Source organism: Nonomuraea montanisoli, assembly GCF_013363975.1.
In the GTDB taxonomy this organism is placed as follows: domain Bacteria; phylum Actinomycetota; class Actinomycetes; order Streptosporangiales; family Streptosporangiaceae; genus Nonomuraea; species Nonomuraea montanisoli.
In genome coordinates, this window is sequence record NZ_JABWGN010000008.1 from 386,702 (window position 1) to 410,011 (window position 23,310).

Genomic DNA, 23,310 nt, shown 5'->3' on the forward strand with positions numbered 1-23,310 from the left:
CGGATCACTGGTCAATGCGTCTGGTCGCGCAGTCGGGGCAGGTGCCCCAGTAGACGACCTCCGCCTCGTCGATCATGAAGCCCTGGTCGTCCGAGGCGGTGAGACAGGGAGCGTGGCCGACGGCGCAGTCGACGTCCGCGATCGCACCGCAGGAACGGCACACGACATGGTGGTGGTTGTCCCCCACCCGTGCCTCGTAGCGGGCGCTCGTACCGGCGGGCTCGATGCGCCGCACCAGACCGGCGTCGGTCAGCGCACGCAGCACGTCGTACACCGCCTGGTGGGACACCCTGGGAAGCTCGGCCCTCACCAGGGCGATCACCGTGTCGGTGTCGACGTGCGCATGATCGTGCAGCGCGGCCAGCACTGCCAGCCGCGGCCGGGTCACACGCAACGAGACCGCTCGTAATCGCGCCTCGAACTCGGACGCCATACGGCCAACATAGACCTCTAATCTGGAATAGTTCAAGTTTGGCACGCCCGGAATCAGGAGGATTCGGACAGGACCTGTCCGGCCTCGCCGGAAAAGGGGAGGCGGCTCCCGGCCGTCGGTGCCAGCATGCGGCACCATGCCGGAATACGAGCCGAGCCACGAGACCCTGGCCGCCATCGCCGGACGGCACGGGAGCGCCGCCGGGCGGATCCGCCCCCTCCCGGCGGGAGTGGCCAACCGGGTCTTCCTGCTCGGGGACGACCTGGTCCTGCGCGTCCCGCGGACCGAGCGGTTCCTGCCCGACCTGGTCAAGGAGGCCGCGGTCATCCCCGCCGCCCGGCGCGCGGGGGTGCGCACTCCGGAGGTCGTCGCCTTCGACGACACCTGCTCGGTGGTGGAGGTGCCGTACATGGTGCTCACCCGGGCGCGCGGCGCCGACCTCGCGGAGCTGGACCTGCCCTCCGCCGCCACGGACCATGTCCTCCGCCAGGTGGGGCGGGAGCTGGCCAAGCTGCATCGGCTGTCCCCAGCCACCGCCCCCGCCCTTGCCGCACTCCCCGTGGACGGCGCCGCGGACCCCTGGGCGCTCACCCACCGCCTCCTCAAGGAGGGCTGGATCGACGCCGAGCACGCCCGCTGGCTCACGGGCTGGTTCGACCGGCTCTCGGCGCACCTCCCCGCGGACCCTCCGATGGTCCTGGTCCACGGCGACATCGCTCCGCAGAACCTGCTCGTCTCCCCGGAGACGGCGCGGCTCGACGGGATCGTGGACTGGGGCGACGCCCAGTGGGCCGATCCCGCCACGGACTTCGCCAAGATTCCCCTGACCGGCGTCCCGGCCATGCTCGACGGCTACCGGTGGGAAAGCGGTGAGCGGACCTCGGCCTGGGAGGCCCGTGTGCTGTGGTTCCATCTCACCTGGGCGCTCGGACGCCTGGCGGATCCGGCGCCGCGCCCCGGCGAACGCCACTGGACCGCCCCGCCGGCCGGCCGGCTGCTGGGCCTGCTCCGCTTCTTCGCCTCCGCTCCACCGGCTCCCTGGGACTCCTTGGCCTGATCCGGTGGCGCCGGTCGGCGGCATCGCCGGCGGGGGATCAGGCGAGCAGGTGCGCGGCGAGTCGTTCCCACTGCCGGGTCGGCGCGGTACGGGGTTCGGCGGTCACGACGTGCAGGCTGACATGGTCGGCTCCGGCGTCCAGGTGCCGCCGGACGCGGTGGGCGACGTCCTCGGCGCGGCCGTGGGCGACGATTGCCTCGACGAGCCGCTCGTCGCACGCGTCCGGGGTGGGGTGTCCCAGCCCGCGCAGCAGGTCGCGGCGATTGGGCAGGGCGGCCGCGGCCGTCGCGCGGGCCCGCTCGGCGGTGCGCGCGCGATCGTCGCCGAGCACGCACAACTGGGTGACGGCCAGGAGGCGGTCGCCTCCGAGCGTCTCGCGGGCGGTGCGGGTGTACTCCACGGGCATGCCCAGCACGGTCGCACCCCACGCGCGCCCGGCCGCGAGGGCGAGCATGCCGGGGTCCAGGGCGGAAAGGACGCGATGGGGTGACGCCGTCGTGCCGGGCGGCCCGAACGGGGCGGAGTCGAGCGCGTCGAGGTAGGAGCGCATGGTGGCCAGGGGTGGTCCGAAGCGGTGTCCGCGTACGTCCTCGGCCAGGCTCGGGTGGCCCTCCCACAGGCCGAGCAGGAACCGTCCGGGGAAGGCCTCCTCCAGGGTGCGTTGCGCGGCGGCGGCCGTGACCGCGTCGCGCGCGTGGACGTCGGTCATGCCGGCGGCCACGGTGATCCGCCGGGTGCCCGCCAGCAGGAGCGCGGCCTGCGCGACGGCCTCGCGTCCGGTGGTCTCGGGGATCCACAGGGCGCCGTAGCCGAGGTCCTCGATCGCGGCCGCGGCCCTGCGGACGTCGGCCGCGGGGAGCGCGTCGAAGTCCCCCGCCCAGATCCCGACCCGGCCGAGGGCAGGGGTGCGGGCCCGCACCGCGTCTCCTGTCCGGCGGGTTCTCACCGCGTCCCCTGTCCGGCGGGGCGTGCGGCGTCCAGGAACGCGGAGATCTGGGCCGCGCCCGTGCGCGCCAGCCAGGTGGAGAAGTCCATCGCGGCCGGGAGGATCCGCCGGGTGGCGGCGATGTCCGCACGATAGCCGTACTCGTCGAGCCACTGCATGGCGTACGCGAAGTCCTCGCTCACGCTCCGGATCACCTCGATGGGGATCCGGACATAGGGCAGCGAGATCCCCAGCGCCGTCCCGATGGCCTCGGCGACCTGGACCGGCGTGAGCTCGTCGGCGGCCAGGGAGACCGCCCGCCCGATCCATTCACCCGGCCGGGCGAAGGCCAGCGCGGTGACGGCGCCGACGTCGTCGACGGCCATGAGCTGCTGGACGGTGTCCGGTGCGACCCCGGTGGACAGGGTTCCGTCGCGCAGCGCGTAGCCGCCGGTGAAGTTCTCCATGAAGGAGACCGGCCGCAGGATCGTCGCGGGCAGGCCGAGCTCGGCGACGCGCCGCTCGATCCGCCACTTGCTGACCAGGTTCGCCGGGACCTTCTCGCTCGGGTGCCGGTCCGCGCCGGCGACCGAGCTGAACACCAGGTGCCCGACACCGGCGGCGCGCGCGGCCTCGGCGACGTTCACGCCCCAGCGCACCTCGTCCTCGGTGGTGAAGTCCTGCGCGGTGCCGGGCGAGCCGACCGTGGGCTGAACGCTGAACAGCCCCCAGGCGCCCTCGGCGGCGGCGGTCAGGGAGTCGGCGTCCTCCATCCGCGCCCGTACGAGCTCGGCGCCGGCCCGCGCCAACGCCCGGGCATGGGCGCCGTCCGGGTCGCGGGTGAGCGCCCGCACCCGCCAGCCGTCGTGCAGCAGATGCCTGGTCACGGCCCTGCCCTGCAGGCCCGTGGCCCCGACCACCACGACGGTCTTGTTCGTCAGTGTCACTGTCTCTTCTTCCTCTGCGCGCAAGCGGGGCGATTAAGTGGGGTGCCCCTCCGTTTGACGTCTGCGATGATATGGAGGGCCACCCCACTTAGCAAGTCGTCAGTGGTGACGCGTGCGGGCGACGGTGGTGTCGTCTTTCGCGGTAGTCCACGTCAAACCCTGGGTTGATGTGCCGTGACCAGGCCCGGAGCTACCATCCGACGGTGCCTGGTGACACCGCGTCGCTCCCGCGGCGGCTCGACGCCGTCCACCCCGTCGTCCTCGACGGGTGCTTCGCGCTGTTCCTGTTCTGCGGCGGCGTGGTGTGGGCGGTCCTGGAGCCGGAGCCGGAGCGCGCCACCCGGGCGCCCGACGCGCTCGCGGTGCTGCCGAGCCCGGTCGTCAACATGCCGCTGGCCCTGCGCAGATTTCGGCGTGGGTGTGGGGAGGCGGTTCTTGGGCGTGCGAGGGCGGTCCTCGGTGTGGGGCGCGGGGCGGCGGTTCTTGGGCGTGCGAGGGCGGTCCTCGGTGTGGGGCGCGGGGCGGCAGTCCGTGCGTGTGCGAGGCGGGACGGCAGTCCTTCAGCGTGCGACCGGCCAGCAGACGCGTGCGACGGCGAGGAGATGGGCGCTGGTGTTGATCACCAGAGGATCCTGCTCGGCGATGCGGGCGCACCGGAGCGCCGCCTCCACGAGCCGGTCGAACTCTCCTTCCCCGGCCACGTCCAGCGCGGGCCAGGCGGGTCCTTCGACCCCGTAGACGTCCACGTCGCTCAGCCCCACGCTCTCCAGCTCGGCCCGCAGGCCCGCCGCGGTGTGGAACCGGGTGGGCAGGAAGCCGAGATGCCCGTCGTAGTCGCCGGTGGCGATCAGGTGCCGCACCGCGGAGGTCATGTCGTCGGTGAGCCTCCCGGTCGTGCCGGCCTCCAGGAGCGACAGGTAGCGGCTGATGGCGGCCGCCACCACGAGGCCCCCCGGGCGCAGCACCCGGCGCGCTTCGGCGAGCGCCCGCGCCCGGTCGGCCGCCTCGGTCAGGTGGTAGAGCGGGCCGAGCAGCAGGACGACGTCCGCGCTCCCGTCCGGTGCGCGCAACCGCCGGGCGTCACCCACCTCGGCGGTGACGCCGGGCAGGGCCGCCGCGGCCTTGACGTGCGCGGGCACCGGGTCGACCAGGTGCACCTCGTAGCCGTCCGCGGCGAGCCACCGCGCGTGCACGCCCGTGCCCCCGCCGACGTCGAGGACGCGCGCCGGAGGGGGCATCAACGCCCGCCGCAGCAGCTCCTGGGTCCGCCGGTACTCCAGCATGCCGTGCGGCGACCTGGTCAGGCGGGTGCCCTCAGAGGTCTCCCTCGTGTAGTGCTCGACGAGGTTCGTGGTGGCGAGCGGCCGCGTGTAGCGGTCGAAGCCGTCCTCGCCTCGCCCGGCGTGGGCGAATCCGGCCCGTACGGCCACGGCCGCCGAGGCGGCGTTCTCCGGCTCGACCCTGATGACGGCGACGGTGGCGCCGGTCGACGCCGCGTGCAGGCAGGCCAGCTCGACGGCCCGCGTGGCGATGCCGTGTCCCCGCCACCGCGGGTAGAGCCCGTAGGCGAGGTTGACCTGCCCCTCGGGGAGATACGGCCGGTCGAACTGCACCTCGATCGTCCCGGCCAGCACCGGGGGTGTGCCGATGCGCACGCCGAACGCGTGGACCGGCCCGCCGGTCCGCCACTGCTCCTCGCACCGCCGCAGGTGCGCCTCGACCGTGGCGGGGGTGCCGGGGCCGCCGTTGAGATAGCGGACCAGCTCGGCGTCCTCGCCCGCCAGGTGCGCCTGCGCGTCGTCCATGGTCAGCGGGGACAACGTCACGGCGGCGTCGGGCGATGTGAGTTCCTGTCGCACGCGACGAGTCTCGCCGGGCGCCGAAAAACCGCGCCACCCAATTTTCAGACGCCCCCAGGTCCGGGTCCCGCTCCGGGTCCGGGTCCCGCTCCAGGCCCAAGCGCCGCTCCAGGTTCAGGCCCCGCGGCAGGTCCAGGCCCCGGTCCGGGTCCCAGTCCCAGTCCCAGTCCCGGTCCGGGGCCGGGGCCGGGTCCCAGTCCCGGTCCGGGGCCGGGGCCGGGTCCCAGTCCCGGTCCGGGGCCGGGTCCCAGTCCCGGTCCGGGGCCCGGCCCTGGTCCCGGACCGGGTTCAGGTTTCGGTCATGGTTCCGGCTGGAGGAGGCGGGCGCGGCTGTTGGCGAGGTGGACGCGGGCGGCCGCGCGGGCCGCGTCCGCGTCGCCGCGCGCGATCGCCGCGTAGATGTTCTCGTGCTCCGCCACGATCCCCGCGAACCGATCACCCGGGTCCAGGCGCTCCTGCGGGACGACGATCATGGACGGGCCGAGCGAGGAGACGAGGTCGGCGAAGTGATGGTTGCCCGTCGCGAGGGCGACGCGCAGGTGGAAGCGGTAGTCGGCGTTGACCGCCGCACTCGGGTGGTCCGCGGCGCCCGCGAACGCGTCCAGCGCCTCGCGCAGGCCGGTCAGGTGCGCGTCCGTGCGGCGGCGGGCGGCCAGCGCGGCGGCCTCCACCTCGAACGCTGTCCGGAACTCCAGCAGCCCCGTCACGTCCTCCAGCGTGACCTCTCCCCGGGGGCCGGCCGGGAAACGGGCCGTGGAGGGGCGGGCGAGGACGAAGGTGCCCCGCCCGTGGTGCGTCTCGACCAGGCCGGCCGCCTGCAACCGGGAGATCGCCTCGCGCACGACGGTCCTGCTCACGCCGTACGTCTCGACCAGGCTGCTCTCGGTCGGCAGCCGCTCGCCGGGACGCACGACGCCTTCCCGGATGCGCGCCGTCAGGGTGTCGACCAGGCGCTGCGTACGACTCGTCATCGGCTGCCGCCGCCGAACTCGCACTGGTCGGTGGTCCACTCGCGGGCCTGCTCGCTCGGGGTGACGCCGAGACCGGGCCGCGCCGGCACCAGCATGCGGCCGTCGCGGATCTCCAGCCGCTCCTCGAACAGCGGCTCCAGCCACTCGAAGTGCTCCACCCACGGCTCCAGCGCGTACGCCGCGGCGAGGTGCACGTGGATCTCCATGGCGAAGTGCGGGGCGAGCTGGAGCCGGGCGTGCTCGGCCAGGCCGGCCAGGCGCAGGAACGGGGTGATGCCGCCGATGCGCGGCGCGTCGGGCTGGACGACGTCGGCGGCGCCCGCCCGGATGAGCTCGGCGTGCTCGGCGACGCTGGTCAGCATCTCGCCGGTCGCGATCGGCGTGTCGAGCGAGGCGGCCAGGGCCGCGTGGCCGGCGCTGTCGTAGGCGTCCAGTGGCTCCTCGATCCAGACCAGCCCGTACGGCTCCAGCGCCCGGCCGAGCCGCTGCGCGGTGGGGCGGTCCCACTGCTGGTTGGCGTCCACCATGAGCGGGACGGCGTCGCCGAGGTGCTCGCGCACGGCGGTGACGCGGGCCAGGTCCACCCGCGCGTCCGGATGCCCGACCTTGATCTTGATGCCGCCGATGCCGCGCTCCAGGGCGGCGGTGGCGTTGTCGAGGACCTGCTCGACGGGCGCGTGCAGGAACCCGCCGGAGGTGTTGTAGCAGCGCACCGAGTCGCGGTGGGCGCCGAGGAGCTTGGCGAGGGAGAGGCCGGCGCGCCGGGCCTTGAGGTCCCACAGGGCGATGTCGAGGGCGGCGACGGCCTGCGTGGCCAGGCCGCTGCGGCCGACGGACGCCCCCGCCCAGACGAGCTTGTCCCACAGGCGGGCGATGTCGCTGGGGTCCTCGCCGAGCAGGTCGGGGGCGATCTCCCGGGCGTGGGCGTACTGCCCGGGGCCGCCGGCGCGCTTGGAGTAGCCGAACCCGAAGCCCTGGTGACCGCTCTCCGCCCCGATCTCGGCGAACAGGAACGCGATCTCGGTCATCGGCCGCTGCCGCCCGGTGAGCACCTTGGCGTCGCTGACGGGGGTGTCGAGGGGGAGGGTGACGGACGACAGCCGCACCCGGGTGATGCGGTCGGAGGGGGAGGTCATAGGAGTCATCGTACAAGTCACCATGTCGTCGTACGAGTGGGGCTAGACGGCGGACCACCCGTTGTCCACCGCGAGGATCACGCCGTTGACGTTGGCCGCGGCGGGGGAGGCGAGGAAGACGATCGCCGCGGCCTGCTCGTCCGGGTCGCAGACGCGGCCCGCGTTGGCCAGGTACGACATGACGACCGACGGGCCGAGCGCCTCCTGGTCGATCTCGACCCGGATGTTGGTGGCGGTGCCGCCCGGGGCGACGGCGTTGGCCCGCACCCCCTTGTCCCGGTACATCACGGCCAGCGACTTGGTCAGCCCGGCGATGCCGTGCTTGGAGACGGTGTAGGCGGCGCCGGCCGCGCTGCCGCGCAGCGCCGCCTCCGACGCGGTGTTGACGATCGCCCCGGACCCCGAGGCCATGAGGTACGGCAGGGCCGCCCGCGTCAGCAGGAACGGCGCGGTCAGGTTGACCCGCAGCACCGTCTCCCACTCCTCGTCGCCGGTGTCGCCGGCCGCGGACATGCGGTCCATGACGCCCGCGTTGTTCACCAGCACGTCGATGCCGCCGAACGCCTCCACCGCCGTCGCCACCACCCGCTGCACGACCGTCCGGTCGCCGAGGTCGCCGACCACGCTGACCGCGGTGCCCCCGGCGGCCTCGACCTCGGCGACCACGGCCCGGGCCCGCTCGCCGTCCAGGTCCGCGATCAGCACGTTCGCCCCCTCGGCCGCGAAGCGCAGGGCAGCCGCGCGGCCGATGCCCGAGCCGGCTCCGGTGACGATGACGCTCCTGCCGCGCAGACCCGTGGCGGTGTCCATGGGGGACTCCTTCGCTCGACCGGCCGGGCCGTCCCCGGCCGCCGAGGCAATGATCACTCCCCTGGGACGATCTCCACAATGGAGCGGGGCTCACGTTCCCCGCAGATCGGCGATCGGCACGCGCCGGAAGGCGATGGTCTCGTACGCGGAGAAGTCGCCGGTCTCGAACAGCAGCCCGACCGTGCCGGCGTCCACGCGCACCAGGTCGGAGTAGGCCGCCGGCAGCCCCGACACCGTGTACGCGGTGCGCCAGGTGACGCCGTCGTCGTGGCTGACCCGCACGGTCATCACGGCCCGCGCGTCCGGGGAGCCCGGGCCGGACAGCAGCAGCACGCGGGGATCGTCCCAGGCCAGGACGCTGCACTCCACGACCGGGCACACCACCCCGGCCTGCGGGCGGAACGGCCGCTCCAGCGTGCGCCCGCCGTCGGCCGAGTACGCGTCGGCGCGGGTCCCGGGCGCGGTGGAGTCGGTGCGGCAGTTGAGGTAGAGGCGGCCGCCGGGCAGCTCCGCGGCCGTCGTCTCGTTGACGTTGACGTATCCGTCGGGCCTGTCGTCGATGTACCCGATGCTCCAGGAACGCCCGCCGTCGTCGCTCAGCAGCGCGTGCCCGCCGTTGTACTTGCCCTCCGTGCCGTTGTCGGCGCCGGCGGGCGGGATCGAGTGGTTGGCGGGCACCACGATCCGGCCGGCGGCCGGCCCCTGCCGCAGCTCGACGGCGTGACCGGGCCCGGTGGCGTACCAGCGCCACTCCGGCTTCTTGACCGCTGAGGTGATCTCGCGCGGCTCCGACCAGGTCGTCCCGTCGTCCTGGCTCGTCTGGACGTACACGCGGCGCCCGTCGGCGGCGGCGACCTGGCCGCGGCGGATCCGCTCCTCGGTGGCGGAGGCGGCGTTGCGCACGTGGACGAGCACGACGCGGCCGTCGCGCGTGACGACCGGGGCGGGGTTGCCGGCGGTCCCGCCGCGCGGCTCGCGCGCCACCACCTGGAGCGGTCCCCACGTGGCGCCCCCGTCGGACGAACGCCTGAGCACCAGGTCGATGCGGCCCGCGTCGCCGGCGGAGTCGCGGCGCCCCTCGGCGAAGGCGAGCACCGTGCCCGCCGGGGTCACCACGGCGGCGGGGATGCGGAAGGTGTGGTAGCCCTCGGTGCCGGCCCGGTACGGCACGGAGGTGGCCGTGCCGGCCTGGTTCGGCACGGAGGCGGGCGTGCCGGCCTGGTTCGGCACGGAGGTGGGATGGGCGGGCATGGGCGTCCCTCTCCTGTCGCGGCTTCTCCTCGCGTGGACCCAGCATGATCGCCGCGGCGCGCGGCCACCGGATGGCCGCCGGGGAACGCGCGCGTGAACTCCCGCACGGGGGACGCGTGAACTCCCGCGCGGGGGAGGGGCGCGCTCCAACGTGGGGATTGACGTGCAGCTTCTCGGCGGCAGGTCTTGGACATGCGCCCCGGCCTCCAGGCAGGGTGGGTCACCTGGGGAGAACCACCCGGAGGGGGATCGTGATGGACAAGGTCTGGCTGGTCACGGGCGCCGGCAGCGGGTTCGGCCGGGCGATCACCGAGGCGGCCGTCGCCGCCGGGGACGTGGTCGTCGCCACCGCCCGCCGCGTGGCGGCGCTGGACGACCTGGTGGCGGCGCACCCCGGGCAGGTCGAGGCGCTGCCCCTGGACGTGACCGACATGGCCGCGATCGACGCGACGGTACGCGACGCGGTGGACCGCCACGGGCGGATCGACGTGCTGGTCAACAACGCGGGCCGCAGCCACGTCGGCGCGGTCGAGGAGACCACCGACGCCGAACTGCGCGGCCTGTTCGAGGTGCACGTGTTCGGTCCCGCCGCGCTGACGCGGGCCGTGCTGCCGCACATGCGCGCCCGTCGCTCCGGCGCGATCGTGCAGTTCAGCAGCATGGGCGGACAGCTGTCGTTCGCCGGCTTCTCCGCGTACAGCGCCACGAAGTTCGCGCTGGAGGGGATGTCGGAGGCACTCGCGCAGGAGGTCGGCCCGCTGGGGATCAAGGTGCTGATCGTGGAGCCCGGCGCCTTCCGCACCCCCCTGTTCGCCAAGATCAGCACCAGCGAGCCGATCGACGCCTACGACGGCACGGTCGGCCCGACGCGGCGGATGGCCGAGTCCGGCGACGGCACACAGCCGGGCGATCCGGCCAAGGCCGCGGCGGCCGTCCTCGCGGCGCTGGAGACCGAGGACACCCCGCTGCGGCTGCCCCTGGGCGACGACGCCGTGGACGCCATCGTGGGCCACCTCGACTCCGTCCGCGCCGAGATCGCCACCTGGGAGAAGGTGAGCCGCGACACCCGGCTTGACTGACCGGCGGGACTATGATCGCGCGCTGAGGGCAGCCTGCCTCCATGACCGACGAGGGGCTGGTGTTGCTCATGGCCTGGGGGCAGTTGATCGCGCTGCTCGGTGTGCTGACCTACTTCCTGCTGCGCGGGCGGGCATGAGGGTCCTCCTGGCCGCCGTCGCGCTGGTGGTGACGCTCGGCGGATGCGTGAGCCCGGCCTGGGACGACCACGACTACGAGCTCAAGGCACAGGAGACGACCAAGACGGCGCACTCCCTCGTGGAGATGGCGCGGCTGGCCGTCCAGCACTCCGACGACCTCCACAAGCCGTACCTCAAGACCGTGCTGACCGACGCGGCGGTGGACCTCGGCAACGTCGCGCAGCAGTTCGGCGGCGTGCAGCCGCCCTCCGACGCCTCCGACCAGGTGCGCGACCGCACGCTGGAGAAGGTGCAGCAGGCCGAGGACGAGCTCGACTCGCTGCTCATCCAGATCCGGCGGGGCGGGATCGAGCAGCCGCGGCAGGCGGCGGCGCGGCTGGAGAAGCTCGCCGGGGAGCTGCAGTGAAGGCCGGGGAGCTGCGGTGAAGAAGGCGTTCGCCGTCACGCTCGGCATCCTCACCGCCATCGGCGGCTTCGTCGACATCGGCGACCTCGTGGCCAACGCCCTGGTGGGCGCGCGGTTCGGCATGTCGCTGGCCTGGGTGGTCGTGGTCGGGGTCGTCGGGATCTGCCTGTTCGCCGAGATGTCCGGCCGCATCGCCGCCGTCTCGGGGCGGCCCGTCTTCGACCTCGTCCGCGAACGGCTGGGCCCGAGGGCCGGCGTCGTCAACCTCGGGGCGTCCTTCTTCGTCAGCCTGCTCACGCTCGCCGCCGAGATCGGCGGCGCGTCGCTCGCCCTGGAGCTGGCCACCGGCGTCAACTACCTGCTGTGGGTGCCGGGCGTGGCGTTCGTGGCCTGGCTGGTGATGTGGCGGGTCAAGTTCGAGAACATGGAACGCGTCTTCGGGCTCCTCGGGCTGGTGCTCGTGGTGTTCGCGGTGGCGCTGTGGGCGCTCGGGCCGGACTGGGGCGAGCTGGCCGGCCAGCTCACCTCGCCGCCGCAGGCCGAGGGCGCGCCGACCTACTGGTACTACGCCGTGGCCCTGCTCGGCGCAGCGATGACGCCGTACGAGGTGTTCTTCTTCTCCTCCGGCGGCGTGGAGGAGAAGTGGACGCGCGAGGACCTGTCGGTCGCCCGCGCCAATGTGTTCGTCGGCTTCCCGCTCGGCGGTCTGCTGTCCCTGGCCATCGCGGCGTGCGCGGCCACCGTGTTCCTGCCGGTGCAGGCCGAGGTCGAGACGCTGGGCCAGATGATGCTGCCGGTCGGCCTGGGCCTGGGCAAGATCGGGCTCGCGCTGGTCATCCTCGGCGTGTTCGCGGCCACGTTCGGCGCCACCCTGGAGACCGCGCTGTCGTGCGGCTACTCGATCAGCCAGTACTTCGGCTGGCAGTGGGGCAAGCTGGTGCGGCCCGTCGAGGCCGCCCGGTTCCACACGGTGCTGCTGGTGACGGTCGTCCTGGCCGCCGCGCTCATCCTCACCACCGTCGACCCGATCATGGTCACGGAGTACTCGCTGGTGTTCTCGGCCGCGGCGCTGCCGCTGACGTACCTGCCCGTCCTGATGATCGCCAACGATCCCGACTACATGGGCGACCATGTCAACGGCAGGTTCACCAATGCCCTCGGCACCTTCTACATGGTGCTCCTCTCGGTGGTCGCCGTGGCGGCGATCCCGCTGATGCTCGCGACGAAGGCGGGGCAATGAGAGCCAGAGAGATCCACGCCGGACTGCACCTGCTCGACCGGCAGGTGGTGCGCGCCTCCTCCGGCAGGCTCGTCTGCAAGGTGGACGACCTGGAGCTGACCGGCGACCCGCCCTACGTGACCGCCATCCTGGCCGGCCCGCTGGCGCTCGGCCCCCGCATCGGCGGCGTGCCGGGCCGGCTCATGGTCGCGGCCGCCGAGCTCCTCAGCCCGCAGGAGCGCCCGGAGCCGTGGCGCATCCCCATGCACCTGCTCACCGAGCTCGGCAGCGCCGTCGAGGTGGGCGGCGATCCGGAGGAGCCCGCGCTGGAGACCTGGACCAGGCAGAACATCATCGCCAGGATCCCCGGCAGCGGTACGGAGGAGGCGTCACGGGAGCAGCCCGCCCGCCACGAGCGGTCCCCGGCCGCGCGGCTGGGGGCCTACCTCGACAAGCCGGTGCTCGACGAGGACGGGACACTCGTCGGGAACGTGGCCGACGTCCGGCTGCGCCAGGACGGCCCGCTGCTGATGGAGGTGCAGCAGGCGTTCACCGTCGCCGAACTGATCGTGGTGCCCCACTGGCACTCCCGCCTGTTCGGGTACGAGCGCGGCCCGGGAGGCCGGGCCCCGAAGCTGGTCAGCGCCCTCATCCGCGGCCGGTTCGCCGCCGCCAGGCTGGTGGCCTGGGACCAGGTGGAGACCTCCGGGCCGGACGGGTTCCGGCTGAACGTCCCGGCCTCCCGGCTGGCTCCGCTCACCGACCTGTACGAGCCCGATCCGCGCCGCAGATAGCCTCACCAACTCTTGGGCCCCCCGAGGGCACCGGCCGGTCGACCGGGCCCCGCGGACACTCCTAGCGTGGGACGTACGGGGACAACCCGGAGAGGGGAGGCGGCGATGTTCGTCCAGGTCTTCCAGGGACCGGTGGCCGACACGGGCGAGGCGCGCGAGGCGCTCGACCGGTGGGCGCGCGAGCTGGCGCCCGGTTCGTACGGCTGGCTCGGCACCACCGCCGGCGTGACCGAGGGAGGCACGCTGGTGGCCGTGGCCCGCTTCGAGTCGCGGGAGGAGGCACGGCGCAACTCCGACCGGCCCGAGCAGACCCAGTGGTGGATGGAGACGGCCAAGCTGTTCGCCGGCGAGGTGACCTTCCACGACCTCGACCAGGTGGACGTGTACCTGCGCGGAGGGTCCGACTCGGCGGGGTTCGTCCAGGTGATCGAGGGCCGGGTCGGCGACCCGGCACGCGTGCGCGCGCTGCTGCGCCGCTGCGAGCCCGACCTCGCCGGGTTCCGGCCCGACCTCATCGGCGGCCTGGCGGCCGTGTCCCCCGAGGGGGACTACGTCGAGACCGCGTACTTCACCTCTGAGGGGGAGGCCCGCATGGGGGAGCGCGCGGAGCCGCCGGCCCGGCTGCGCGAGGAGTTCGAGGAGCTGATGAGCCTGTTCGAGATCTCGCCGGTCTACCACGACCTGCGCGACCCCTGGTTCTACTCGCCGGGGTCGTAGGGCGGGTCCGGAGGCCGGAGACGGTGAGCGGCGGCTTGTGACCCGCGTACCGAACGAGGTTTCGACGATGAGCACGCGGAAAGTCGTAGCGCGTCGGATCGGCGTCGGAGGCGGAAGGGCGGCCCAGGTGGATCAGGGGTTGAAGGGGCGGAACGAGACGGAGAGCGCGCGCGCCGACCGTAACTTCGTGGAGTTGCTGCAGGGCTCCCGCGTGGCGGTCACCGGGGTCCAGGTGTTGTTCGCGTTCCTGCTCACGGTGCCGTTCTCGCCCGGCTTCGAGCGGCTGGGCGAGGGGGACCGGCGGCTGTTCTACGTGGCGTTGGTCAGCGCGGCCCTCGCCTCCATCTGCTACATCGCGCCGGCGACGCAGCACCGCGTGCTGTTCCGGCAGGGGCTGAAGGAGACGCTGGTACGGCGCTCCAACAGGTACGGCATCGCGGCGGCGCTCGCGCTGTCGGTGTCGATGACCGCGGCCACCATGCTGGTCGTGGACTTCCTGTTCCACAGCGCGATCGCGATGGTCACGGCGGCGATCGTGGCGCTGGTGGCCGCGTGGGCCTGGTTCGGGCAGCCGGCGCTCGACCGCAACCGGCCGCCGGAGGACGGCGGTGGCACCGACAGTCCGAGCTGAGGTGTCCCTCCCATGGGCGTGCCAGGGGTGACGAACGGCTCCCGGCACCGTATAAGGGGGAGGACGCGTTTCGCCCGCCCGCCGACGGCCGGCGGCGAGACGAGCCGAGGGCGGTCTCGCCGCCGCGCACCGGGCCGGCGCGGCGGCGGCCCCCAGCCCCCGGGGGTCGACTTCCCCGGCCACGGCGGCCAGGACCTTCAGGAGATCTCCTGGGACGAGTGGTTCGAGACGTTCGACGCGCGCGAACCGAACTTCCTCATCCGATCCGGCCGGCGCCGGTCAGGCGTGCCGCGCGACCTCGCCGGCCAGCCGCTCCAGCGACTCGTCCAGCATGGAGCGCACCTCCGCGCGCCGCTCCGGCGCCGTCCCGTCCTCGGGCTCGTCGAGCAGCGAGATGTGCACGGTCACCTCGCTCGCCCCGTCGGCGCGGTCGGCCACCTGGAGCCAGCCCGCGTACTCGGGGTGGTCACGACCGCCCCACTCCACGCGCAACTGCTCCCGCGACGCCCCGAACAGGCCCTCGTGCTCCCCGCCGCCCGGCACCACGTCACCGGCCGCCTCGACGACGCCCTCGCCGCCGTCGCGCACGTGCAGCCCGTGCGGGAGCCACCTGTTGACGAGGTCCACGTCGGAGGCCACCTCGAACACCGTCGCGCTGGGCGCGGGCATCTCTCGCGTCGCTTCGTACTCGGCCATCTCCTCACCTCCGGCCCGGCCCTACCCACCGCCGCCGCAGGCAAACGATCACCTCGGGCCCGCCTCGACGCGCCCGCCTCCACACGCTCCGCCTTTGCGCGCCAGCCTCTACGCGCCCGCCTCTACGCGCTCGCGCGGTCGTCCAGGTCGCGCGCCCACGGCGGGTTGGCGCCCGCGACCGCGCAGGTCAGCGCCGCCACCCGGGCGGCGAACGCGGCGGCGTCCACGGCGGTCCCCAGGTCCAGCCCGTCCAGCCGCCCACCGAGCAGGCCCCGCCGGTCGAGCCGGTGCAGCAGCCCGGCGGTGAACGCGTCGCCGGCGCCGACCGTGTCGACGACCGTCACGCGGGGCGCGGCGACCTCGGCCCGCTCGCCGTTCAGCGAGACGAGGGCGCCGGCCCCGCCCCGGGTGACGATGACCAGCGGCGCCCCGGCGGCGTGCCAGAGGTCGCAGACCCGCTCCACCGGCTCGTCCGGGGCGAGGAAGGCGAGGTCGTCCTCGCTGAGCCGGAGGATGTCGGCGAAGGCGCACCAGCGGGTCACGTCGTAGGCCACGCGCGGCGCCAGGCTGGGCCGTACGTTCGGGTCGATCGACACCGTCGCGCGCTGCGCGGCGGCGGCCGCGAACGCCTCGACCGCGTCGCGGCCCGGCTCCCTGACCAGCGCCAGCGAGCCGGTGTGCAGGCACGACGCGCCGCCCAGGTCGCCGCGGGAGTCCAGCTCGGCAGCCGTCCACGCCCAGTCGGCGGCGCCCTCGGCGTGGAAGCCGTAGGCGGCCTGCCCGCGCTCGTCGAGCGAGGCGACCGCGAGCGTGCTCGGCTCGGCCGCCTCGACGCACGCCGACAGGTCGACGCCCGAGGAGGCGAGCCGGTCGCGGAACAGCCGTCCGAACACGTCGCCCGACAGCCGCCCCAGGAACCGCGTCGGCGTGCCCAGGCGGGCCAGCGCCACGGCCGTGTTGGCGGGGCCGCCGCCCGCGTGCACCCGCAGTGTCAGCTCGCCCGACCCGGCTCGCGCGGACGCGGCGCCGCTCCCGGGGGCGGCCTCCGGAGAGCGGCGCGCGGTCCCGGGGCCGGGCTCGTGTTCGGCGAAGGCGTCGGCCACGCACTCGCCGAGGACAGCGATCATCGGATCTCCCTTTCCGCCCTCTTGCCCGACGGCCGGGTTTCCCCCTGTTGCCGATTCGTTACGGGGCGAAAGCATTGACGTTTCCAGGCCCGGAGTTCATCATCACAACACAGCCGATGTCAACGTTGACATGTGTCAACGATGACATCGCGTTCTCCCTGATAGTACGATTAAATCCGAGACCACTCTGTTAGGAAGCCACCATGAATGCAAGGCTCTCGGCCGGTCTCCTGGCTGTCGCTCTGCTGGCAGCCGGATGCGGCGGCAACAGTGGAGGCGGCGGCGGGCAGGCCGGCGCCGCCAAGGTCGGGCTCATCACGAAGACCGAGACCAATCCGTTCTTCGTGAAGATGAAGGAAGGCGCCGAGAAGGCCGCCAAGGCCGACGGCATGGAGCTCATGACGGCGGCCGGCAAGTTCGACGGCGACAACGCCACCCAGATCACCGCCATCGAGAACATGGTGGCCGCCGGGGTCAAGGGCATCCTCATCACGCCCAGCGACACCAAGGCCATCGTCCCCGCGATCAAGAAGGCCCGCGACGCGGGCGTCGTCGTCATCGCGCTCGACACGCCGACCGAGCCGCAGGACGCCACCGACGCCCTGTTCGCCACCGACAACTTCAAGGCCGGCGAGCTGATCGGCCAGTACGCCAAGGCGGCGATGGCCGGCAAGCCCGCCAAGATCGCCACCCTGGACCTGGCCCCCGGCATCACGGTCGGCAAGCTCCGCCACGACGGCTTCCTCAAGGGCTTCGGCATCGCCGAGGGCGACCCGCAGGTCGTCTGCTCGCAGGACACCCGCGGCGACCAGGCCAAGGGCCAGACCGCCATGGAGAACTGCCTGCAGAAGGCGCCCGACATCAACGTCGTCTACACCATCAACGAGCCCGCCGCGCTCGGCGCCCACACCGCGCTCAAGGCCGACGGCAAGGACAAGAGCGTGCTCGTCGTCTCCGTCGACGGCGGCTGCACCGGGGTCAAGGCCGTCCAGGCGGGCCAGATCGCGGCCACCTCCCAGCAGTACCCGCTGAAGATGGCCGAGGAGGGCGTCAACGCGGTCTCGGAGTACGCCAAGAGCGGCAAGAAGCCCTCCGGCTACCACGACACCGGCGTCACCCTGATCACCGACAAGGCCGTCTCCGGCGTCGACGCCAAGGACACCGCCTTCGGCCTGGCGAACTGCTGGGGCTGACATGGCCGTCATGCAGGCGACGCTCCCGCGCCGCATCCTGAGCACGCCGACCGCGGGGCCGCTGGCGGCGCTGATCCTGGCGTGCGCCTTCTTCGCGTTCAAGAGCGACCAGTTCCTCACCGGCGGCAACTTCTCGCTGATCATCCAGCAGGTGATGGTCGTCGGCACCCTGGCCATCGGGCAGACCCTCATCATCCTGACCGCGGGCATCGACCTGTCCAACGGCGCCATCATGGCGTTCGGCGGGATCGTGATGACCAAGCTGGCCGTGGAGAACGGCCTGCCGCCGCTGCTGGCCATCGCGGCCGGCCTGGCCGTCTGCGCGGCCTTCGGCCTGGCCAACGGCCTGCTGGTGATGAAGATCAACCTGCCGCCGTTCATCGTCACGCTGGGCATGCTGAACGTGGTGTTCGCGCTGACCCACATCTACTCGCAGGACCAGACGGTGACGAACCTGCCGCCGGCGATGACGTTCCTGGGGCAGACCTTCCGGGTCGGCGGCACCAACGTCACCTACGGCTCGCTGCTCACCATCCTGCTGTTCCTGCTGTTCGCGTACCTGCTCAGCCAGACCGCCTGGGGACGCCACGTGTACGCGCTCGGCAACAGCCCCGAGGTGGCCCGGCTCACCGGCATCCGCACCCGCCGGCTCATCGTGGGCGTCTACACCCTGGCCGGCCTCGTGTACGGCATCGCGGCGCTGCTGCTGGTCTCGCGTACCGGCGTCGGCGACCCGCAGGCCGGCCAGACCGACAACCTCGACAGCATCACCGCGGTCGTCCTCGGCGGCACGAGCCTGTTCGGCGGGCGCGGCACCGTGCTCGGCACGCTGATCGGCGCCCTCATCGTGGGGGTCTTCCGCAACGGCCTCCAGCTCATGGGCGTACCGTCGATCTATCAGACGCTCATCACCGGCATCCTGGTGATCCTCGCCGTCACCGTCGACCAGCTCTCCCGCAGGAGGACCCGATGACACCCGTGCTCCAGGCGCGCGGCCTGGTCAAGCGCTACGGCCACGTGACGGCGCTCGACGGCGCCGACTTCGACCTCATGCCCGGCGAGGTGCTCGCGGTCATCGGCGACAACGGCGCCGGCAAGACCAGCCTCATCAAGGCGCTGACCGGCGCCCTGCAGCCGGACGAGGGGGAGATCCTCCTCGACGGCAAGCCGGTGCGCTTCCGCGACCCGCTGGAGGCGCGCAGGCAGGGCATCGAGACGGTCTACCAGGACCTCGCGGTCGCCGCCTCGCTCGACATCGCGACCAACATGTTCCTCGGCCGCGAGGTGCGCAAGCGCGGGCCGCTCGGCACGGTGTTCCGCATGCTCGACAAGAAGCGCATGCGGGAGGAGTCGGCCCGGCACATGGAGGACCTCAAGATCGGGCTGCGCTCGCTGACCCAGCCGGTCGAGTCGCTGTCCGGCGGCCAGCGGCAGGGCGTCGCCGTCGCCCGCGCGGTGGCCTGGGCCTCGAACGTCGTCGTCATGGACGAGCCCACCGCCGCGCTCGGCGTCAAGGAGTCGGGCCAGGTCCTGGACATGATCCGGCGGGTCCGCGACCGCGGCACGCCCGTCGTCCTCATCAGCCACAACATGCCGCACGTCTTCGAGATCGCCGACCGCATCCACGTCCAGCGGCTCGGCCGCCGCGTCGCCCAGCTCAAACCGGCCGACCACAACATGGCCGAGGTCGTGGCCATCATGACCGGGGCGATGACCGTCACGGACGGCAAGGCCGTGGTCGCGGACAAGGGCGCCGCGGAGGCCATCGGCCTCTCCTGACGCCACTACCATGGTCGGAATGCGGCGCCCCACGATGGCAGACGTCGCCCGCGAGGTCGGTGTCACCGCCAAGACCGTGTCGCGGGTGCTCAACGACGACGGGCCCGTCGCGGTCGAGACACGCGAGCGGGTCATGGAGGCCGTGCGCAAGCTCGGCTACCAGCCCAACCTCATGGCCCGCAACATGCGGGTCGGGGCGCGTGACGCGGCGATCGGGCTGGTCATCCCCGAGATGGGCAACCCGTTCTTCGGCACGGTCGCGGGCGGGGTCGAGAGCGTCGTGCGCCCGCGCGGGCTGACTCTCATCGTCGGCTCCTCCAGCGAGACGGCCGAGCTGGAGCGTTCCCTGGTCGCGACGTTCCTGGCCCGGCGGGTCAGCGGGCTCATGATCGTGCCGTCGGCCGCCGGTGACCACCGTTACCTGCGCGCCGAGCGGGCCGCCGGGCTGCCCATCGTCTTCCTCGACCGGCCCGCCGTCGGCATGGCCGCCGACCACGTCGTCAGCGGCAACCGCGAGGGCGCCCGGCAGGGCGTGGCCCACCTCCTCGCCCACGGCCACCGCCGGATCGGGTTCGTCGGCGACCTGCCCGCGGTCCTGTACACCCGCCGCGAGCGCTTCCAGGGCTACCGCGACGCGCTGGAGGCGGCGGGCCTGCCGTTCGACCGGGCGCTGGTGGAGAGCGGCCACGACCAGGAGGCGGCCAGCGCGGCCGTGGTCCGGCTGCTCGCCCTGCCCGACCCGCCGACGGCGCTGTTCGCGGCCAACAACTTCGCCTCCATGGGCGCGGTCGTCGCGCTGGCCCGGGCCCGGCGGCGCGACGTGGCGCTGGTCGGGTTCGACGACCTGCCGCTGGCGGAGGTGCTGGAGCCGCCGCTCACGGTCGTCGCCCAGGACCCGGCCGCGATCGGCACGGCGGCGGCCGAGCTGGTGCTGTCGCGCCTCGACGGGCGGCCGTCGCGCGCCGCCTGCCGTGAGCAGATCCCGACCCGGCTCATCGCCAGGGGATCGGGCGAACTGCCCCCGTCCCGCTGAGCCGGGAGCCGATGAGGGGGGACGGATGGGGACCGGGACCGGGGAGCGCCGGCTGGGAGGTCGCTGACGTGGGGGAGCGGTTCCGGGACCCGGGGTGGCGGCTGTGGCACTTCGCCCGGGAGATCCTCGTGCGGTGCCCGCGCTGCGACGGCCGCGCACTCGTGGCCGTCCACCCGGACCACCGGGAGCGGCACGCGCACGCCGTCGGGTGGCTGACCGCGCCCCACCGGCTGACCTGCGGCGGGTGCGGGCGCTCCGCCGACTGGGCCCCCGCCCGCTGGGAGCGCGTCGGGGGTGACGCGTACTTCACCTCGGGGGGCCCGTACGTGGTGCCGCGTCTCGGCGGGCCGGACGACCCGTACTTCGGGCTGCCGCTGTGGTTGCGGCGGCCCTGCCGCGGCGGGACGCTCTGGGCGTACAACCTGGCGCACCTGGACGCGCTGGAGGCGTACGTGGCGGCGCCGTTGCGGGAGAGGCCGGCGCCGGCGGGGTCGCAGACGATGCTGGAGCGGCTGCCCGCCTGGATGACGGCGGCGGGCAGCCGCGAGGAGGTGCTGGCCGCCGTCCACGCGCTGCGCGCCTCGCTCTGAGAGAGCGGCGAGGTGCGGGCGCCGGCCGTCGGCCCCCTGACGCGTCAGGACGCCGGGAATCGGGGACGTCGGGCGTCAGGACTTCGGGTGGGAAGGCGTCGACGCGGCGCCGGTGCCGGGAGCCGGGGCGGAGACGGCGCGCAGGAGAAGGCCGGTCAGCTGCCGCCCCACCGGCTCCCCGAGAGGGGCGTGGTCCAGCATGAGCCGGTACCACAGCAACCCGTACACCATGTCGATGAGCAGCTCCCGGTCCACGTCCGCGGGGATCTCGCCGCGGGCGGCGGCGCGGTCGAGGATCTGCCGCAGCGCGGCGCGGCGGCTGAACAGGAACCGCTCACGGAACGCCTGGGCGAACTCCGGATCGAGCAGCGCCTGCGCCATCAGCCCGGTCAGCACCCGCCGCAGGAGCTGCACATGCCGCCACCCTCGCCGCGTGCGTGAGCACTCGCGCCCGTCACGTCCCCTCAGGCCCGCGTCGTGCGCGGGCCCTGTACCTGCGGGGCCGCGTGCGCACGCACCTTCGACATGCGACATGCGACCGCACCACCTGTGATGTGCGCTCGCGCCGCGTCGTGCGCTTGAGCCAGTCAGGTGTGCTCAGGGCTGCCACATGCACTCGGGTCCGCCACGCGATCACGTCCTCGTGCGCCCGCCCTCAGGCCTCCGGGCGGAGGCCGGCGAAGAGGTCGTCCTCATGCTCCGGGGCGTCGACGCGGCTGTGCACCCGGGTGAACGACTCGTGCGAGAACGCCTCCTGCTGCGTCTCCTCCGGCATGCTGAGCAGGAAGATGTTGTCGCCCTGGCTCTCGTGCGCCTGCAGCGCCTTGAACTTGCGCTCCACCCACGGCGTGACCTCGACGACGGTCGTCACCAGCTCGTCGGGGGTGCCGAAGTCGTCGGAGGGCTGGAAGTCGCCGAAGTCGACCCCGGACTCGGCCATCAGCTCGAACATGCGCTTGATGGCCGCCCGCGGGATCGCCGTGTAGTAGAGCTTGTCGGGGATGCCGGTCGCCTCGACGGCGGCCACGGCGACGCGGTGGGTCTGCACGTGGTCGGGGTGGTTGTAGCCGCTGCCGCCGGTCTCGTCGTACGTCACGACGACCTGCGGACGGTAGCGCTCGATCAGCTCGGCCAGCCGGGCCGCGGCGGCCTCGACCGGGACGTTGGCGAACGCCTCGGGGTGCTGGTTGGTCTCCCAGCCCTCCATGCCGGAGTCGCGGTAGCCCAGCAGCTCCAGATGGTCGATGCCGAGGTGGGACACGGACTCGCGCAGCTCCGCCAGCCGGCGCTCGGCCACCGCCGCGTCGTCGTGGCCGGGCTCGCCCGGCTTGACGCCGCCCGGGCCGTCGCCCTGCTCGCCGTTGGTGCAGGTGACGAGGACCGTGCGGATGCCCTCGTCGGTGTAGCGGGCGAGGACGCCGCCGGTGCTCAGACACTCGTCGTCGGGGTGGGCGTGTACGGCCATGAGGGTGAGTTGCCGATCCATGGGAGCGACCCTACTCCCCGGCACCGACAACCCGCGGCCGAGTCGTCCGTCCCGCCGGGCCGAGTGCTTCCCCTGTCGTCCCCGGGCGTCCGTCGTGACGGCGAAGCCCGCTCCCGGTCGTCCGCCGCCGCCACGTAGCGCGGCGCGCGTCGCCTCGTAGGGTGTCTCACCAGGGACGTCACCCTGTTGACATACTTTGCATGCAATGCATACCGTGTCCTTCGAGCCGCTGGGCCGACCGAGGCCGACCGGGGCCGACCGGGGCCGACAAGGAGGTAACCGTGCCGGAAGCGCTGCACCTGACCGTCCTCACCGTGGCCGGCTTCCTGGCCGGTGCGGTGAACGGGGTGGCCGGCGGCGGGTCGCTGATCTCCTTCCCGGCCCTGCTGGCCCTCGGCTACCCGCCGCTCACGGCCAACGTCACCAGCGCGCTGTCCACCCTGCCGGGTTACGCGGGCGGCCTGGCCGGCTACCGCGACGAGCTGGCCGAGGTGCGGGGGCGCGTGCCGCGCCTGGCGGCGGTGAGCGTCGGCGGCGCGGCCTGCGGCTCGGCGATCCTGCTGGTCGCGCCCGCCGAGCAGTTCACGTCCGTCGTCCCGTACCTCGTGCTGGTGTCGGTCGTGGCGCTGGCGGCGCAGGGCGTGGTGGCGCGGCGGCTCGCCCGGGCGCGGGCGGCCGGCGGAGGGGTCGGGCTCCTCGCCGCCCAGTTCGCCGTCTCCGTGTACGGGGGTTACTTCGCCGCGGGGCTCGGCGTCCTGATGCTCGCCGTCCTCGGCGCGTTCCTCGCCGAGGACCTGCATCGGCTCAACGCGCTCAAGGGCGCGCTGTCACTGGTGGTCGGCGCGGTCTCCGCCCTGTGCTTCTCCGCCTTCGGCCCCGTGCAGTGGCTGCCGGTCGCCGTCATGTCGCTCGCCGGGCTCGCCGGCGGCCGTGGCGGCGTGCTGCTCGCCCGGCGCGTGTCGCCCGGCGTCCTGCGCCGGCTCGTCGTCGGCGTGGGCCTCGTCCTGTCCGTCGTGCTCTTCCTGAGGTGACC

General features: G+C 73.5%; 25 protein-coding genes. 13 read left to right on the forward strand and 12 right to left on the reverse strand.

Annotated elements, in window-relative coordinates; genetic code table 11:
• Window positions 1-4 precede the first annotated feature (4 nt).
• On the reverse strand, window positions 5-433 hold the full coding sequence (locus HTZ77_RS22610; RefSeq protein WP_175591638.1) for a Fur family transcriptional regulator: 429 nt from the start codon (window positions 431-433) through the stop codon (window positions 5-7).
• Between the two features lie 136 nt (window positions 434-569).
• Here HTZ77_RS22610 and HTZ77_RS22615 point away from each other — a divergent pair, with 136 nt between their 5' ends.
• On the forward strand, window positions 570-1,490 hold the full coding sequence (locus HTZ77_RS22615) for a phosphotransferase family protein (RefSeq protein ID WP_175591639.1): 921 nt from the start codon (window positions 570-572) through the stop codon (window positions 1,488-1,490).
• Between the two features lie 37 nt (window positions 1,491-1,527).
• On the opposite strand, the gene HTZ77_RS22620 is transcribed toward HTZ77_RS22615, so the two are convergent.
• The 7 genes from HTZ77_RS22620 to HTZ77_RS22655 all read right to left on the reverse strand — a co-directional run bounded on the left by HTZ77_RS22620 (window position 1,528) and on the right by HTZ77_RS22655 (window position 9,389).
• Complete coding sequence (locus tag HTZ77_RS22620) at window positions 1,528-2,409, reverse strand: TIGR03620 family F420-dependent LLM class oxidoreductase (RefSeq protein WP_175591640.1); 882 nt, start codon at window positions 2,407-2,409, stop codon at window positions 1,528-1,530.
• Between the two features lie 23 nt (window positions 2,410-2,432).
• Complete coding sequence (locus HTZ77_RS46470) at window positions 2,433-3,362, reverse strand: NmrA/HSCARG family protein (RefSeq protein WP_175591641.1); 930 nt, start codon at window positions 3,360-3,362, stop codon at window positions 2,433-2,435.
• Window positions 3,363-3,922: 560 nt separating this feature from the next.
• Window positions 3,923-5,221: a GNAT family N-acetyltransferase gene (locus tag HTZ77_RS45390; protein ID WP_205303047.1), complete on the reverse strand. Its 1,299-nt coding sequence runs from the start codon at window positions 5,219-5,221 to the stop codon at window positions 3,923-3,925.
• Window positions 5,222-5,520: 299 nt separating this feature from the next.
• Entirely contained in the window at window positions 5,521-6,192 is a 672-nt protein-coding gene (locus tag HTZ77_RS22640; protein WP_175591642.1) for a FadR/GntR family transcriptional regulator, read from the reverse strand.
• Complete coding sequence (locus tag HTZ77_RS22645; protein ID WP_205303050.1) at window positions 6,189-7,328, reverse strand: L-talarate/galactarate dehydratase; 1,140 nt, start codon at window positions 7,326-7,328, stop codon at window positions 6,189-6,191. The genes HTZ77_RS22640 and HTZ77_RS22645 overlap by 4 nt, the downstream gene beginning before the upstream one ends.
• A gap of 42 nt (window positions 7,329-7,370) precedes the next feature.
• Window positions 7,371-8,138, reverse strand: a complete 768-nt coding sequence (locus tag HTZ77_RS22650) for an SDR family NAD(P)-dependent oxidoreductase (protein WP_175591644.1) — start codon at window positions 8,136-8,138, stop codon at window positions 7,371-7,373.
• A 90-nt stretch (window positions 8,139-8,228) separates the two neighbouring features.
• Window positions 8,229-9,389, reverse strand: coding sequence for a sialidase family protein (locus HTZ77_RS22655; RefSeq protein WP_175591645.1), 1,161 nt, complete (start codon window positions 9,387-9,389; stop codon window positions 8,229-8,231).
• Between the two features lie 254 nt (window positions 9,390-9,643).
• On the opposite strand from HTZ77_RS22655, the gene HTZ77_RS22660 reads away from it, so the two are divergent.
• The 6 genes from HTZ77_RS22660 to HTZ77_RS22685 all read left to right on the forward strand — a co-directional run bounded on the left by HTZ77_RS22660 (window position 9,644) and on the right by HTZ77_RS22685 (window position 14,373).
• Window positions 9,644-10,468: an oxidoreductase gene (locus HTZ77_RS22660; protein WP_175591646.1), complete on the forward strand. Its 825-nt coding sequence runs from the start codon at window positions 9,644-9,646 to the stop codon at window positions 10,466-10,468.
• 133 nt (window positions 10,469-10,601) lie between these two features.
• Window positions 10,602-11,012, forward strand: coding sequence for a hypothetical protein (locus HTZ77_RS22665; RefSeq protein ID WP_175591647.1), 411 nt, complete (start codon window positions 10,602-10,604; stop codon window positions 11,010-11,012).
• 16 nt (window positions 11,013-11,028) lie between these two features.
• Window positions 11,029-12,252, forward strand: coding sequence for an NRAMP family divalent metal transporter (locus tag HTZ77_RS22670; protein WP_175591648.1), 1,224 nt, complete (start codon window positions 11,029-11,031; stop codon window positions 12,250-12,252).
• Window positions 12,249-13,025 carry a hypothetical protein gene (locus HTZ77_RS22675; RefSeq protein ID WP_175591649.1) on the forward strand — a complete coding sequence of 259 codons (777 nt, stop codon included), beginning with the start codon at window positions 12,249-12,251 and terminating at the stop codon, window positions 13,023-13,025. The genes HTZ77_RS22670 and HTZ77_RS22675 overlap by 4 nt, the downstream gene beginning before the upstream one ends.
• Before the next feature lie 105 nt (window positions 13,026-13,130).
• Entirely contained in the window at window positions 13,131-13,742 is a 612-nt protein-coding gene (locus tag HTZ77_RS22680) for a hypothetical protein (protein ID WP_175591650.1), read from the forward strand.
• 127 nt (window positions 13,743-13,869) lie between these two features.
• A complete protein-coding gene (locus HTZ77_RS22685) occupies window positions 13,870-14,373 on the forward strand; it encodes a DUF6328 family protein (protein WP_328808708.1) in 504 nt (167 codons plus the stop codon).
• 279 nt (window positions 14,374-14,652) lie between these two features.
• Here HTZ77_RS22685 and HTZ77_RS22690 read toward each other — a convergent pair whose 3' ends face one another.
• Window positions 14,653-15,069, reverse strand: coding sequence for an SRPBCC family protein (locus HTZ77_RS22690; protein ID WP_175591651.1), 417 nt, complete (start codon window positions 15,067-15,069; stop codon window positions 14,653-14,655).
• Window positions 15,070-15,191: 122 nt separating this feature from the next.
• On the reverse strand, window positions 15,192-16,196 hold the full coding sequence (locus tag HTZ77_RS22695) for a carbohydrate kinase family protein (protein ID WP_175591652.1): 1,005 nt from the start codon (window positions 16,194-16,196) through the stop codon (window positions 15,192-15,194).
• 203 nt (window positions 16,197-16,399) lie between these two features.
• On the opposite strand from HTZ77_RS22695, the gene HTZ77_RS22700 reads away from it, so the two are divergent.
• From HTZ77_RS22700 to HTZ77_RS22720, 5 genes are all read left to right on the forward strand, one after another.
• Window positions 16,400-17,389 (forward strand): sugar ABC transporter substrate-binding protein, encoded by a 990-nt coding sequence (locus HTZ77_RS22700; RefSeq protein ID WP_175591653.1) that lies wholly within the window; start codon window positions 16,400-16,402, stop codon window positions 17,387-17,389.
• Between the two features lie 10 nt (window positions 17,390-17,399).
• Window positions 17,400-18,362 (forward strand): ABC transporter permease, encoded by a 963-nt coding sequence (locus HTZ77_RS22705; RefSeq protein WP_205303052.1) that lies wholly within the window; start codon window positions 17,400-17,402, stop codon window positions 18,360-18,362.
• Window positions 18,359-19,168: an ATP-binding cassette domain-containing protein gene (locus HTZ77_RS22710; protein ID WP_175591655.1), complete on the forward strand. Its 810-nt coding sequence runs from the start codon at window positions 18,359-18,361 to the stop codon at window positions 19,166-19,168. Before HTZ77_RS22705 ends, HTZ77_RS22710 begins: the two co-directional genes overlap by 4 nt.
• Window positions 19,169-19,187: 19 nt before the next feature.
• Entirely contained in the window at window positions 19,188-20,201 is a 1,014-nt protein-coding gene (locus HTZ77_RS22715; RefSeq protein ID WP_235994963.1) for a LacI family DNA-binding transcriptional regulator, read from the forward strand.
• Window positions 20,202-20,269: 68 nt separating this feature from the next.
• Window positions 20,270-20,791 carry a hypothetical protein gene (locus tag HTZ77_RS22720; RefSeq protein ID WP_175591657.1) on the forward strand — a complete coding sequence of 174 codons (522 nt, stop codon included), beginning with the start codon at window positions 20,270-20,272 and terminating at the stop codon, window positions 20,789-20,791.
• Window positions 20,792-20,866: 75 nt separating this feature from the next.
• Here HTZ77_RS22720 and HTZ77_RS22725 read toward each other — a convergent pair whose 3' ends face one another.
• Window positions 20,867-21,205, reverse strand: coding sequence for a TetR-like C-terminal domain-containing protein (locus tag HTZ77_RS22725; protein ID WP_328808709.1), 339 nt, complete (start codon window positions 21,203-21,205; stop codon window positions 20,867-20,869).
• 241 nt (window positions 21,206-21,446) lie between these two features.
• Window positions 21,447-22,277 (reverse strand): PIG-L family deacetylase, encoded by an 831-nt coding sequence (locus HTZ77_RS22730; protein ID WP_175591659.1) that lies wholly within the window; start codon window positions 22,275-22,277, stop codon window positions 21,447-21,449.
• A gap of 281 nt (window positions 22,278-22,558) precedes the next feature.
• Between HTZ77_RS22730 and HTZ77_RS22735 the strand changes: the two genes are divergently transcribed.
• Window positions 22,559-23,308: a sulfite exporter TauE/SafE family protein gene (locus tag HTZ77_RS22735; protein ID WP_205303053.1), complete on the forward strand. Its 750-nt coding sequence runs from the start codon at window positions 22,559-22,561 to the stop codon at window positions 23,306-23,308.
• Window positions 23,309-23,310 lie beyond the last annotated feature (2 nt).